The organism is Dactylosporangium sp. NPDC005572, assembly GCF_040605515.1.
In the GTDB taxonomy this organism is placed as follows: Bacteria; Actinomycetota; Actinomycetes; order Mycobacteriales; family Micromonosporaceae; genus Dactylosporangium.
The window spans coordinates 25,702-39,317 of sequence record NZ_JBEXCY010000023.1; the positions used below are offsets into that span (position 1 = coordinate 25,702).

The following is a 13,616-nucleotide window of genomic DNA, read 5'->3' on the forward strand; positions in this document are numbered from 1 at the left end:
CCCGCACCGCCGCCGTAATACGACGGCCCACGCTCGGCCCCGGACGCCTCGGCGAGCCCGGCGGAGCCGTAGCCCTGCCCATGACCGGCCTCGGCGAACCCAGCATTGCCGTAGTCACCCCCGCCACCGCCGTAATACGACGGGCCGCGCTCCCCGCCGGATGCCTCGGCGAGCCCGGCCGACCCGTGCTCCGGCTGGCCGTACTGGTCATACTGCCCGCCCGACTGCCCGTAGCCGGCCTCGGCGAGACCCGCCGATCCGTACCCGGGATCGCCGCCGGCCGCCGCGTATCCACTGCCCGCGGCCGCATAGCCGTCGCCCGAGGAGGCATAGGCGCCGCCCGGACCGGCCTGGGCATACCCACCAGGCCCGCCCTCGACATAAGCACCGCCCGGGCCCGCCTGGGCGTAGCCGCCGGAGCCGAACTCGACGTGGGCGCCCCCTGGGCCGGCCTGGGCATACCCGCCACCGGGGCCACCATCGGCATAAGCACCACCCGGACCCGCCTGGGCATACCCGCCGCCGGGGCCGCCATCGACGTAGGCGCCGCCCGGGCCGGCCTGGGCGCGCACGTCGAAGTCGTCCACCGAGTGGCGGCCGCCGGCCGGGTCGCCGAGTGCGCCGAGGTGCCGGCCGAGCCCCGTCGAGGACCCGCCGTCGTCGTACGATGGCGCCGCGTGACGACCGCCGGCCGAGCCGATCGCGTCACCGAGGCCGTGACCGCTGCCGTGGGCGCCGGAGACCGCGTCGCCGATGCCCGAGCCCAGCTCCGAGAACAGGCCGAACATGCCGGCCTTGTTGGTGCGCTGCTCCACCCGCGACTCGCCACCCAGGTCGGCGCCGACCTGGACGCGCAGCACCTCCAGCTCGTCGGCGCTCAGGCGATACCCCGCCAGGGCCGACGCCGGGTCCGCCGCCAGCCGGGCCTTGAAGCCCGGATCGCTCAGCAGTCGCTCCAGCACCTCGTCGAAGTCGGACATGGCAAACCCCCGGAATCAGTCGAGCTCTGGCATCGGCACCGGTTGGGGCCGCGGCCGGCAGGTCCCGCACTGCACCGCGTCCTCCACGACGAGCCCCTCGGCCCGCCCGCGACGCTGCGAGCGGTGCACCTCCAGCAGGTAGGGGCCGAACCGTGCGTGGTCCTCACACAGCCCGCGGCCGCAGAACCGGCACGACCCCCGCGCCGCCTTGGCGCAGAACCAACAGAGCACAGTCTCCCCCTAGCCGATGATGTAGCAAGAATTCAAGAAGACCGATGTTGCAGCCGGTAGCGACGCGTTACCCGCCGCATCCACGACGACGACGGTCACCGATATGGAGACCTCCGGGCCCTGCCCCTCGAACGGGCCGACGGTGGCGGTCCACTTGCCGTTGCCGCCCGAGTAGCGCAGCGTCTGGGCCGCCCCGTCGCCGATCTTGTAGGTCAGCGACCGGATCGTGGAGCCGGCCATCGTCCCGTTCGGATCCGCCCCGCCGATCGAGATCGTCGACGAACTGCGCGGGTTGGCGGGCGGCGAGACGTTCCAGCAGATCTCGTTGCCCCAGGTGCGGAAGATGCTGGTCGGCGACGCGCCGATCGTGGCCCGCGGCGGCGTGGTGTCCGGGGGCGGGGGCGGCGACGTGGAGGTCGAGGGCGACGGCGAGCGGGTCGCCGACGGCGAGGCCGATGGGGACCGGGTCCGGCTCGGGGAGGCCGAGGTCGACGGGGACGGCGACAGCGAGTCGGACGGCGACTGCGAGGCCGACGGGGTGTCCGTGGCGGACGGGACCACCGACGGCGTGCCGCCAGGCTTCGGCAGTACGACGCCGTCGCCGCAGGTCAGGTCCGCCTGCGGGTCGACGTCGAGGGTCGAGCCGCCGGCGCGCACGACGCCCTTGCCGACCTCGGCCGCATCGTTGCCGGCGCTCAGCGCGAACCGGGCCGCCCCCTCGTTGGCGATGTCGCCGAGGGTCAGCCGCAGCGGCTTGAAGGCCGTCGTGGTCGACGTCGTGTCGACCAGGAGCCGGCCCGAGCGCAGCGTGAGCGCGCCGTTCGGCTGGATCGGGGGCGTGGGGTCGCTCAGCAGCTCGCCGACGTCCAGGCGGGAGCCCGCACAGAGGACCGTGACGCTGCCGCCGCGGAACGTCAGGGTCGCCGTCGACCGGTCGGGGATCGCGACCGAGTCGCCCTGCTCGACGTACAACTTGGAGTTCCGCGTCAACGTGCGCGGATGACCGTCGATCTCGACCTGCGCCGTGCCCCGCGTGACGCTGACCAGGGCGCGGTCGGTCGGCATCTCCGCCCACACGGGGCCGGAGAACAGGTTACTGCCGGTGAGGAACAGCGCGAACAACAGCAGCAGGACGAGCAGCCACCACAGCTTCTTCTCGAAGCGCCGGTCGACCGAGTTGTCGGCGGGTGGCGGAGGGCCGGGCGGCGCGGCCAGCGGCGGGTAGTTGGCGGGCGGGTGCGCGCCGGACGCCGGGCGGCGCCCGCCGGCGGCCGCGGCCATCTCCGCCTGGCGACCGAGCAGCAGCGGCAGGCCGCCGACGGCCGGCAGCAGCCAGGCCCGGACGGGGGTGCGGGCGGAGGCGACCTGGCCCGGCGAGCCGTCGCCGTACGGCCCGATCATCGACCCGCGCTGGAGCTGGATGCCCTCGGGCAGCATGAGCGCGCCGGAGGCGACGACCAGCGCGTCGTTGCCGCCGCGCAGCACCACCGGCTCACCGGGGCCGAAGTGTACCGGCCGGGCGCGGGTCAGCAGCCCGAGCCGGTCCTCGCTGCCGAGCGAGGCCAGCGCCGGGGTCTCGGCCATGAGCGTCTCGAGTTCGGCCCACTCGGCCGGCGGCGGCCCGGGCAGCTGGCCGATCGCGGCGGCGACCGTCGAGGGCGGGACGGCCAGCAGCGTGGTGCCGGCGGTCAGCCAGCCGAGCGCCGCGGGCGCGCCGGTCAGCGCGTTCGCGAGCCCGACGACGCCGCCGCGCCCGACCCGCTCGCGGACCGTTCCGCTCGGGTCGCCCGGGCGGCGGCCCTCCAGGGCGCCGTCGACGACCACGTACACCGACTGCTGCGCCGCCCCGGCGAAGACCAGCTGCTCGCCGGTGCGCGGGTGCACCCAGCGGGCCTGTTCGGCGATCTTGGCCAGTGCCGTGGGCGGCAGGTCGCTCAGGCTCGACGCGCTGAGGGCGGCCAGCCGGCGCGGCTCGTCGCGCAGCAGCTTGCGCTCGCCGAGCCGGTCGCGCAGCCTCCTCAGACGGCGCTTCAGCCAGGCGAAGAGCAGGTACACGACCGGGGCGAGCAGGCCGGCCACGATCAGCGCGAGCAGGCCGCGGGCCAGCCAGCCGGCGTTCCACAGGCCGGTGGCGACGCCGGCGATGCGATCGGTGTAGATGCGGTACATCAGGTTGGCGGCGATCGCGAGCCAGATCACGGCGAGCATGCCGTACAGGGCGACCAGGCGCCCCTCGCGGTCGAGGTCCCCGAAGCGCGGCGGGCGGCGGCGCAGCCGGGCGACGACCCAGGCCAGGCCGCGGGCCCGCAGGTTGGGCACCTCGAGCCAGTCCATGAGCAGGTAGTACCCGTCGAGCGCGAGGAACGGGTTGAGGTTGAACAGGGCGTTGAGGTACCACGCGAAGGCCAGCTTGAAGGTCCACGGCTGGAGCTCGGGGAAGAACAACCCGGCGAGCTGGCAGGCGCCGGCCAGGACCAGCCCGGTGGCCGGGCCGGCGAGGGTCGTCACGATGCGGGCGCGCCGGCCGGCCATCCAGACGTCGGTGGTGTCGACGAAGACCGAGGGGATCCCGAAGTACACCAGGAATCCCGCGACCGGCACCCGCCTCCCCGCATGCTTGGCCCCCAGGGCGTGCCCCAGCTCGTGGCACCCGAGCGCGAAGACGTTGAGGCCGAGCAGCACCAGGGCGCCGGTGAAGTACGAGTCGTCGGTCAGGAACACCGACTGGTCGGCCCGGAACCAGTTCCACACGAAGACACCGAGGCCGGCCAGGGCGACCAGCCCGGCGAGCACCGCGACGAACCGGGTGAAGAAGAGCCGCCCGCCGGCCTTGTAGAGGAACGTCACCACGGGGTCGATCCGGGCCAGCACGACCCGCTGGCCGCGGGCGGTGGCCAGCAGCGCCTTGCCGAGCCGGATCGGCCACGGCCGGCGGTGCACCCGCTGGAGCCGGTGGAAGGCGTCGACCGGCAGCTCGCCGAGCATCCGGTTGCCGGCGAGGTCGGCGACGATCCGGGTGACCTGCTCGGGGGCGAGCCGGCCGGAGATGCGGGCGAACTCGGCGACCAGCCGGGCCACCGTGCGGCTGCCGTCCATGAGCTGGGCGAGCCGCCACTCGTCGGGCGCCAGCCGCAGGTAGCAGGACTCCCCCGCGTCGGGCGAGCGGACCATGACGTAGTCGACGCCGCGCGCCGAGGTCAGGGTGACCGCCTCGATCCCCTCGCGGAGCACCGGCCGGGCCCGGGCCGGGTTGAGCCGGTCGGCCACGGCGTGCCACAGGCCGACGTCCGCAGCGCCGAGCGGCACTCCCGGGGCGCGCCCGGCGAGCGCCTCCCAGACACTGATCCGCGTCTCTACGACGGCCACGGTCACTCCTGTCGGCACGGTTCCGGCCAACGGACTTTAAGTGCGCATTTTCGTCACGGGTAGGTTCCGTCCCGAACGTGACAGCGATTCGGCGAAGATGGCACTGTGTACATCCTCGCCATCGATCAGGGGACCACCTCCTCCCGCGCGATCGTGTTCGACTCGGACGGCGCCATCGTGGCGCTCGACCAGCGCGAGCACCACCAGAGCTTCCCCCGCCCCGGCTGGGTCGAGCACGACCCGGTCGAGATCTGGCACAACGTCCAGGCGGTGTCGACCCGCGCCCTGGACCAGGCGGGACTGTCCCGAGCCGATGTGTCCGCCATCGGCATCACCAACCAGCGCGAGACGACGATCCTGTGGGACGCGGCGACCGGCGAGCCCGTCCACCCGGCGATCGTCTGGCAGGACACCCGCACCGACGGGCTGATCCGCACGCTCGCCGGCGACGCGGGCGCTGACCGCTTCCGCTCCCTCTGCGGCCTGCCGCTCGCCACCTACTTCGCCGGCCCGAAGATCGTCTGGCTCCTCGAGAACGTCCCCGGCCTGCGCGAACGGGCCGAGGCGGGTGAGATCCGGTTCGGCACGGTCGACACCTGGCTCATCGAGAAGCTGACCGGCCGGCACGTCACCGACGTGACCAACGCCAGCCGGACCATGCTCATGAACATCGAGACCCTGGACTGGGACGACGAGTTGCTCGCCGCGTTCGGCATCCCGCGGGTGATGCTCCCCGAGATCGGCTCGTCGTCGTACGTCTACGGCGAGGCCCGCACGATGCTGCACGGTGTGCCGGTCGCGAGCGCCCTCGGCGACCAGCAGGCCGCCCTGTTCGGCCAGGCCTGCTTCGCCCCGGGCGAGGCGAAGTGCACCTACGGCACCGGCTCGTTCCTGCTGCTCAACACCGGCGAGCGCCCGGTGGCCAGCGAGCGTGGCCTGCTGACCACGGTCGGCTACCGGATCGGGGACGCGCCGCCGGTGTACGCACTGGAGGGCTCGATCGCGATCACGGGCTCGCTGGTGCAGTGGCTGCGGGACAACCTGGGCCTGATCCGCTCGGCGCCGGAGATCAACGACCTGGCCGCCACCGTCTCCGACAACGGCGGCTGCTACATCGTGCCGGCGTTCTCCGGCCTGTTCGCCCCGCACTGGCGCCCCGACGCGCGCGGTGTGATCACCGGCCTGACCGGCTACGTCACCAAGGGCCACCTGGCCCGCGCCGCCCTGGAGGCGACGGCGTGGCAGGTCAAGGACGTGGTCGACGCCATGATGGCGGAGTCTGCGGTACCACTGGAGACGCTGAAGGTCGACGGTGGCATGACGGCGAGTGATCTGCTGATGGCGTTCCAGGCCGACGTCCTGGACGTCCCCGTCGTGCGCCCGACGGTGGCCGAGACGACGGCGCTGGGCGCGGCCTACGCGGCCGGCCTGGCGGTCGGCTTCTGGCCGGACACGGACGCGCTGCGCGCGAAGTGGGACGTCGACCGCCGCTGGGAACCGTCGATGGACGCGGCGACCCGGGACCGCGGGCACGCCCTCTGGCTGCGGGCGGTCGAGCGCTCGTTCGGCTGGGCCGACTAATCCGGGCCGACTAATTCGGTACGGCCACGCCGCCGGACCCCATACATTCGGCGGCGTGGTCGACGGGTTTGCTGGAGATCGATACGAACCGCTCCGGGCGGCGTTCGTGGAGAACCTGGCCGGCGGGGTCGACGTGGGCGCGGCCCTGTGCGTGACGGTCGACGGCGAGACGGTCGTCGACCTGTGGGGCGGCTTCGCCGACGCGGCGGCCGTCCGCCCGTGGCAGCGGGACACGATCGTCAACGTCTACTCCACCACCAAGACCGTGACCGCGCTGGTCGTCCTGCTGCTCGCCGACCGCGGCGAGCTGGACCTCGACGCGCCGGTGGCCCGCTACTGGCCCGAGTTCGCGGCCAACGGCAAGCAGGGCGTCAAGGTCAGCCACGTCATGAGCCACTCGGCCGGCCTGCCCGCCTGGCGCGAGCCGATGCGCACCGAGGATCTCTACGACTGGGAGAAGGCCACCGCGCTGCTGGCCGCGCAGGCCCCCGACTGGGAGCCCGGCACCGCGTGCGGGTACCACGGGCTGACCCAGGGGTACCTGATCGGTGAGGTGGTCCGCCGCATCACCGGCCGCACGCTGGGCACCGTGCTCCGCGACGAGCTCACCGGCCCGCTGGAAGCCGACTTCCACATCGGCCTGCCGGCGTCCGAGGAGTCGCGGGTCGCCGAGCTGATCGCCCCGCCGGACGGGCCGCCGCCCGAGCTCGCCGTGACCGACCTCCAGGTGCGGGTGGCCACGAACCCGGGGCCGGAGGTGTCGCAGGTCAACTCCCGCGCCTGGCGGGCCGCGGAGATCCCGGCCGCCGGCGGGACCGGCAGCGCCCGAGCGGTCGCCCGGCTGCACGCCGTCCTCGCCAACGGCGGCGTCGCCGGCGGGCGGCGGTTCATGTCCGAGGCGGGCTGCCAGCGCGCCCTCGACCCGCAGATCGCGGGGCGGGACCTGGTCCTCGGCGTGCCGCTGCGGTTCGGGATGGGCTTCGCGCTCGGCGACCAGCTAATGGCCAGCCCCGGCACCCTGTACTGGGGCGGATACGGCGGCTCGCTGACCGTCGTCGACCTCGACGCCCGCACCACGTTCTGCTACGTCATGAACAAGATGTCCGGCGCGGTCGCCGACCTGCGGGGCTTCGGCCTCGCCATGGCCGCGGGGCTGGTGTAGCAGCCAGAAAGGCGGCGCACCCCGCCAGGTGCGCCGCCTCTCTTTCTGGGAGGGGAACCAGACTCTGCGTCGCGTCAGCTGAGCAGCTGCTGCGCGACCGTCTTCGCGGTGTTGCTGGCGATCGCGAAACCGACGCCGATGTTGCCGGCCGTCTCGCCCGAGGTGGCGATCGCGGTGTTGATGCCGATGAGCTGGCCCGCGGTGTTGACCAGGGCGCCGCCCGAGTTGCCCGGGTTGATGGCGGCGTCGGTCTGGATGGCGCCCGTGATCTTGGTGCTGGCCGAGCGGCTGTTCTCCTGGCCCTCGTCGATCGTGCGGTTCAGCGCGCTCACGATGCCCGAGGTGACCGAGCTGTCCAGGCCGAGCGGGCTGCCGACGGCCAGGACCGTGTCGCCCACGTGCACCTGGTCGCTGTCGGCGAAGGCCAGCGGCGTGTACGTGCCGCCGGTCTGGAGCTTGATCACGGCCAGGTCGCTGCTCGCGTCGGTGCCGACGACCGTGGCGGTCGCGGTCTTGCCGTCCGAGAACGTCACCTGGACCGTGGTGCCGCGGGCGGTCGCGACGACGTGGTTGTTCGTCAGGATGGCGCCGTCGGCGGTGATGATGACGCCCGAGCCGACGGCCGATCCGGTGTTGATGGAGACCACGCTCGGCAGCACGCGGGCGGCCACGTCGGCGAGCGAGGTGGCCGACGGGTTCGACTGGGCCGAGTTCTGGGCGCTCACGACCGTGTCGGTGCTCTGCGGGCGCAGCTCCAGTGCCGCGTACCCACCGCCGACCGCGGAGACGGCCGACAGGCCGATCGCGGCGACGACGGCGGCGACGCGCAGGCCGACGCGGCGGCGGGGCGCAGGGGTCAGCGCCGGGGCCGTCACGTACGGTGACGGAGGGTACCACTGGGGAGGGCGTTGCATGTGTGGCACGTGCGGCGGCACCGGAGCCGCCGGCGGCACGTGCCGGTGGTGCTGATCGTCCGGCGACGTGCCCCATCCCTGCTGTTCGCTCATGATTTGAGCTTGGCGGCGGGAGCTTGCGGAGTACTGACCGCGCCCTGGGAACCGCCTGTGAGGGGCAGCCGAACCTGGAAGGTAGCTCCGCCACCCGGCGTGACGAAGACCGACACCGTGCCGTTGTGCACGGCGACCAGTGCGGTGACGATCGCCAGGCCCAGCCCGCTGCCGCTGTGCGCGCCGCCGGCCTGCCGCCGGGTGCGTGCCTTGTCGACCCGGTAGAACCGCTCGAAGACCCGCGCCGCCTGCTCGTCGGTGAGTCCCGGTCCGTGGTCCACGACCTCGATGAGGGCGTCGGTACCGTCCCGGCGCAGCCGCATCTCGACCGGCGACCCGGCCGGCGTATGGGTCAGCGCGTTCGTCACCAGGTTGCCGACCACCTGGCGCAGGCGGGCCTCGTCGCCGTTGACCTCGATGGGCTCGTCGCGCTCGATCTCCAGCGCGATCTCCCGGTCGGGCGCCACCGCCCGGGCCGCGGCGACGGCGTCGCTCGCGATGACGCGCAGGTCCATGTCGGCCAGGCTGAGCGGGCGCTCCTCGTCGAGCCGGGCCAGCATGAGGAGGTCCTCCACCAGCAGGCCCATCCGGGACGCCTCGTCCTCGATCCGGCGCAGCAGCGCACCCGTCTCGTCCGGCTGTCGTGCCGCGCCCTGGCGGTACAACTCGGCGAAACCCCTGATCGTCGTCAAGGGGGTGCGTAACTCGTGGGAGGCGTCCGCGATGAACTGCCGCATCCGTTCCTCGGACGCCTGGCGTATCTTGAACGCCCCCTCGATCTGGGCGAGCATCGTATTCAGTGCTGCGGCCAGATGGCCCATCTCCGTCTCGGGTGGGCTCTCCGGCACGCGTTTCGTCAGGTCGCCGGCGGCGATGGCGGCCGCGGTGCGCTCGATCTCGCGCAGCGGCTGCAGCGAGGTGCGCACGATCGTGACGCCGACCGCGGCCAGCACCACGAGCACGCCCGCGCCCACGAACAGCTCCGCGGCGACCAACTCGTCGACCGCGTTGTCGACCATCGACAGGCTCTCGCAGATCACCAGCAGCGTCGAGCCGCGCTGGGTGATGAGCACCCGCCAGCGCTCGTGGGTCGCCTTGGTGGTCACCGTGTAGGGCTCGCCGATGCGCGACACCAGCTCGTCGGCCGAGGCGGGCGGCGGCGGCTGGGCGGCCGGGTCGCGCGTGCCCACGTAGCCGTACGACACCTGGTTGGTCGGCAGGATCGTCGCCCACAGAATGAAGTAGTTGCTCGGCAGCACCGACTCGGAGTCGGTGCTCTGCCGCTGGAGCCGGCTGATCTCCACCGTGTCGGCCAGCGTGCGCAGCTGCTGGTCGACCTTGTCGATCATCGAGCTGCGCATGACGAGCGCGCTGGCGACGCCGATCACGAGCAGCGCCATGGTGACGAGCGTGAGCACCGCCGCGATCAGCTTGACTCGCAGCGGGACATCAGCGATGAACCGCAACATGCGGCGGGCTCAGACAGGAAGGCGCAGGACGTAGCCGACGCCGCGCAGGGTGTGGATCAGGCGCGGCTCGGCGATGTCGACCTTGCGCCGCAGGTAGGAGATATACGACTCGACGATGCTGTCGTCGCCGCGGAAGTCGTAGTTCCACACGAAGTCGAGGATCTGCGCCTTGGACAGGACCCGGCCGGCGTTCAGCATGAGGTATCGCAGCAGCTTGAACTCGGTCGGAGACAGCGCGATCGTCTGCCCGGCCCGGCTCACCTCGTGGGTCTCCTCGTCCAGCTCCAGGTCGTGGAAGACCAGCCGGTTGGGGCCCGGGTCGCCGTTGGTGCGCCGGAGCACGGCCCGGATGCGGGCGGTGAGCTCCTCCAGGCTGAACGGCTTGGTGACGTAGTCGTCGCCGCCGAGCGTCAGGCCGCGGACCTTGTCCTCGGTGCCGTCGCGGGCGGTGAGGAAGACGACCGGGAGCCGGATGCCGCCCTCGCGGAGCCGCCGGATCACCTCGAAGCCGTCGAGGTCGGGCAGCATCACGTCGAGCACGACGAGATCGGGCTTCGCCTCGCGGGCCGCGGTGACCGCCTCGGAACCGGTGGTCACCGCGTCAACCGCAAAACCGGCGAAACGCAGGCTGGCCGAGAGGAGCTCGCGGATGTTCGGATCGTCCTCGACCACGAGCAGTCTCGCCTCAGCCTGCGCCACGCCTGGCGACGATGCACCCCCGGATTGTGCGACGCCGCCTCGTACCCCCATGTGCATATCTTGCCGCCCTCCGCTGGTGTAGGGCTGGTGGTTACCTGGGAAGAACCTGAACGCCCGTTTCCCCTGTATCCACGCTATCGCAGCAAACGCCGTACCTGGTCGATCGCGCCGTCCAGCACCACCAGCGTCGCCCGCATCGTCTCCTGGCTCGCCCGGCCGGTGCGGGCCAGCCGGCGTACCTCGGCGAGCAGCTGAGCGGCCTTCTCCTCCAGCTCGGTGACCACGTCGGCCGGCGGGGTGCTCGGCCTGGCCGCGCCGGGGCGCGGCGGGTAGCCCCAGCCGAAGCCGCTCGGGCCGGGCGGCGCGCTGCGCGCCTGGCGGGTGGCCTCCCGGAGCTCCTTCTTGAGGTCGCGCACCGAGCCGCGCACGCCCTGCTCGACCTCGTCGGCCAGGGTCGAGAGGTCGGCGAGCGAGGCGTTGATGTCGGCCTCCAACGACACCAGCTCGGCCTGGCGCTGGTCGAGCTCGGCCCGGCCGGCGTCGGTGATCTCGTACACCTTCCGGCCGCCCGACGCGGTGTGCGTGATGAGGCCGTCGGCCTCCATGCGCTGGAGCCGCGGGTAGATCGTGCCGGCGGACGGCGCGTAGAGCCCGTGGAACCTGTTCTCCAGCAACCGGATCAGCTCGTAGCCGTGGCGGGGGCCCTCGGCGAGGAGCTTCAGCAGGTACAGCCGGAGCCGCCCGTGGCTGAAGACCGCAGTCATTCGCTTGCTTCCTCTTCGCTTGCTTCCTCGTCATCGACCGGCCTGCGTAACAACGAGATCGTGCCAGATGTCGCGTTGACCGCGAGCCGCCCTCCGGTGCCCGAGCCCAGCCGCCCGGTGACGCTGCTCAGCCCGATCTGGTCCAGCTCCGGGAAGGCGTTGACCACGTGCCCCGAGAGGGCGTGGACGCTCACCCGCAGGTCGCTGTCCTCGCGCACCCGCACGATGATCTCCCCCGACACCGTGTCCAGCTCGACGTTGGTGTTGTCGGGCGGGTTGTCGAGGTCGCAGGTGACGGAGCCGGAGATCGTGCGGGCCGCGACCCGGTGCGCGGTCGAGTCGGCGACGACGATCTCGCCCGACACCGTCTCCAGGTCCACCTCGCCGCCGAGCGTCAGGGCCTCGATCGAGCCGGAGATGACCTTGCCGCGCACCCCGCCGTCGATGCCGAGCAGCGTGATGCGCCCGCTGGTGACCTCCACGCTGGCCCCGTTGCGCAGCGAGGACGCGATGACGACGCCGGAGACGACCATGAGCTCGACGACCGCGCCGACCGGGACGACGATCGAGCAGTCGACCTTGTACTTCGAGCCGAACAGCCACCACAGCAGGCCCGACCAGCGCTTGGGAAACTCGTGCGCGACCGTGAGCGTGCCGTCGGCGACGGTGACGTCGACCGGGCGCTCGCCGATGCTGGTGATCTCGACCCGCGCCGGGCCCGCGTCGGCGCCGACGACGTTGAGCCGCCCGGCCACCAGACTGACGGCCAGGTGCTTGACCGGCTCCTCCAGGGTGAGCCGCTCAACCCCGGTGATCTTCCACGCCCTCATGCTGGAAAAGCGTAGCGCAAGACGCGATACATCGCGACTGTAAGTCGCGTCTTCAACCGATACCTACACGCCAGAACACGCAGTCTCAGCCTGCACGCGACGCATCCCCCGTCCGACGTCGATGCAAAACGGCTAGTTGTCGACAGGAAAAGCCAACTGGACCCGGTCGCCCATGATCAAGGGAAACGGTTGGCTGTCATAGCGACCAGAAGTTTCCCTTGATCATGGGCAGGGCGCGCCGGCCGACGTTGCGAGCCAGATCGACGGCGCCTGGAACTGCGGATCAACCGGGCAGCGGCGCCGCGGCCACGCATCAGCCTTGATGCATCAGTCCTGATGCATCAAGAATGCTGCATCGGGAGGCCCGGGCGAGCAACCCGACGACACGGCCGCGACCCACGACACGGCCGCGACCCCACGACACGGCCGCGACCCGGCCGGCGGACTCGGCGAGCGACCCGACGGCAGCCCAAGCAGCGCGGTGGGCAGGCCGGCGAGCGAGCCAGTGCAGCCAGCCGAGCACACGAGCCGAGCAACGCATCAGTCTTGATGCATCAAAACTGATGCATCAAGACTGCTGCAACGAAGAGGACCGGGCGAGCGGCAGCGCGGCGGCAGAGCTCCAGTGGGGCGGCGGCGGGCACGAAGCGGAGGGCGTCATGATCGATGGTGACTTCTGGTCGCTATGACAGCCGGATCCCGCCATCGATCATGACCGCCGAGACAGCTACGCGGCGACCATCGCAGTCGCGGCGCGGGCCAGGACGCGGCGCGGGTGGGTGCGGGAGTCGCACGGCGCCGGGTGGAGCTTCGGGTGTGCCCGCAGGCTCACCGACAGGTCCCGGGCCGCGACCACGCGCTTCAGCGACTGCAGCAGCGTCTCGTCGCCGATGAACGCGGCCACCGTCGACACCGTGCCAGCCTGGGCGAACGTCAGGCGCACCGGGACCACCGGGACGCCGGCGTCGACCGCGGCCTGGAACATCGCCGGGCGGAACGCGCCGCCCATCTTCCCGCACCACGTCGTGCCCTCGGGGAACACCGCCACGACGCCGCCGGAGGCGATGTTCGCGCGGACCTGGGCGACCGTCGCCGGCAGGCTCTTGGGCTTCGAGCGGTCGACGAAGACGGTACCGAGGGTGGCGGCCAGGCGGCCGATCAGCGGCCAGGCCCGCACCTCGCGCTTGGCCAGCAGGCGGGCCGGCGTGTGCGCGAGGATCACCACGACGTCGAGCCATGAGACGTGGTTGGCGACCAGCAGGGCGCCCCCCTGCGGGATGCGGCCGGAGGCCGAGTGGCGGATGCCCAGGCCGGCCAGGATGGCGCGGGCCAGGCCGCGCTGCGCGGCGACCAGGCCCCGCTGCGGCAGCAGGGCCAGGACGGGCACGCAGAGCGCGGCGAAGAGCAGGACCGAACCGGTGGCGACGATGCGCTTCACCATGATCGCGCGGGGGACGGTGCCGGCCGGGCGGTCGGCCAGGCAGTCCGCCCCGCACGTCGAACGGGGCAGCCAGAGGCTGTCCATGA

Annotated in this window: 8 protein-coding genes and 2 pseudogenes; 2 read left to right on the forward strand and 8 right to left on the reverse strand. The window is 72.4% G+C overall.

Going from position 1 to position 13,616, the window contains the following annotated elements; genetic code table 11:
- Together ABZS66_RS14520 and ABZS66_RS14525 are read right to left on the reverse strand one after the other, a co-directional pair.
- A pseudogene (locus ABZS66_RS14520) lies at window positions 1–980 on the reverse strand (hypothetical protein); the annotation flags it as partial.
- A 240-nt stretch (window positions 981–1,220) separates the two neighbouring features.
- Entirely contained in the window at window positions 1,221–4,577 is a 3,357-nt protein-coding gene (locus ABZS66_RS14525) for a cyclic nucleotide-binding protein (protein ID WP_354757600.1), read from the reverse strand.
- Window positions 4,578–4,682: 105 nt separating this feature from the next.
- Here ABZS66_RS14525 and glpK point away from each other — a divergent pair, with 105 nt between their 5' ends.
- Both glpK and ABZS66_RS14535 read left to right on the forward strand, forming a co-directional pair.
- Window positions 4,683–6,158, forward strand: a complete 1,476-nt coding sequence (glpK, locus tag ABZS66_RS14530; RefSeq protein ID WP_354757601.1) for a glycerol kinase GlpK — start codon at window positions 4,683–4,685, stop codon at window positions 6,156–6,158.
- Between the two features lie 55 nt (window positions 6,159–6,213).
- Window positions 6,214–7,320: a serine hydrolase domain-containing protein gene (locus tag ABZS66_RS14535; RefSeq protein WP_354757602.1), complete on the forward strand. Its 1,107-nt coding sequence runs from the start codon at window positions 6,214–6,216 to the stop codon at window positions 7,318–7,320.
- A gap of 83 nt (window positions 7,321–7,403) precedes the next feature.
- Here ABZS66_RS14535 and ABZS66_RS14540 read toward each other — a convergent pair.
- The 6 genes and pseudogenes from ABZS66_RS14540 to ABZS66_RS14565 all read right to left on the reverse strand — a co-directional run.
- Window positions 7,404–7,991: pseudogene (locus ABZS66_RS14540) on the reverse strand (trypsin-like peptidase domain-containing protein); the annotation flags it as partial.
- A 332-nt stretch (window positions 7,992–8,323) separates the two neighbouring features.
- Window positions 8,324–9,796 carry a HAMP domain-containing sensor histidine kinase gene (locus ABZS66_RS14545; RefSeq protein WP_354757603.1) on the reverse strand — a complete coding sequence of 491 codons (1,473 nt, stop codon included), beginning with the start codon at window positions 9,794–9,796 and terminating at the stop codon, window positions 8,324–8,326.
- A gap of 9 nt (window positions 9,797–9,805) precedes the next feature.
- Window positions 9,806–10,495, reverse strand: a complete 690-nt coding sequence (locus ABZS66_RS14550) for a response regulator transcription factor (RefSeq protein WP_238016827.1) — start codon at window positions 10,493–10,495, stop codon at window positions 9,806–9,808.
- A 134-nt stretch (window positions 10,496–10,629) separates the two neighbouring features.
- Window positions 10,630–11,259 (reverse strand): PadR family transcriptional regulator, encoded by a 630-nt coding sequence (locus ABZS66_RS14555; protein WP_354757604.1) that lies wholly within the window; start codon window positions 11,257–11,259, stop codon window positions 10,630–10,632.
- Entirely contained in the window at window positions 11,256–12,089 is an 834-nt protein-coding gene (locus tag ABZS66_RS14560) for a DUF4097 family beta strand repeat-containing protein (RefSeq protein WP_354757605.1), read from the reverse strand. Before ABZS66_RS14560 ends, ABZS66_RS14555 begins: the two co-directional genes overlap by 4 nt.
- 727 nt (window positions 12,090–12,816) lie before the next feature.
- The gene (locus ABZS66_RS14565) at window positions 12,817–13,614 is read right to left on the reverse strand and encodes a lysophospholipid acyltransferase family protein (protein ID WP_354757606.1); all 798 of its coding nucleotides are present in this window, start codon (window positions 13,612–13,614) and stop codon (window positions 12,817–12,819) included.
- Window positions 13,615–13,616: the final 2 nt, after the last annotated feature.

Bases quoted from the DNA above. Each gene is read 5' to 3' on its own strand.
- ABZS66_RS14545 (WP_354757603.1), bottom strand. From the start codon at position 9,796: ATGTTGCGGTTCATCGCTGATGTCCCGCTGCGAGTCAAGCTGATCGCG.
- ABZS66_RS14560 (WP_354757605.1), bottom strand. From the start codon at position 12,089: ATGAGGGCGTGGAAGATCACCGGGGTTGAGCGGCTCACCCTGGAGGAG.
- ABZS66_RS14555 (WP_354757604.1), bottom strand. From the start codon at position 11,259: ATGACTGCGGTCTTCAGCCACGGGCGGCTCCGGCTGTACCTGCTGAAG.
- ABZS66_RS14565 (WP_354757606.1), bottom strand. From the start codon at position 13,614: ATGGACAGCCTCTGGCTGCCCCGTTCGACGTGCGGGGCGGACTGCCTG.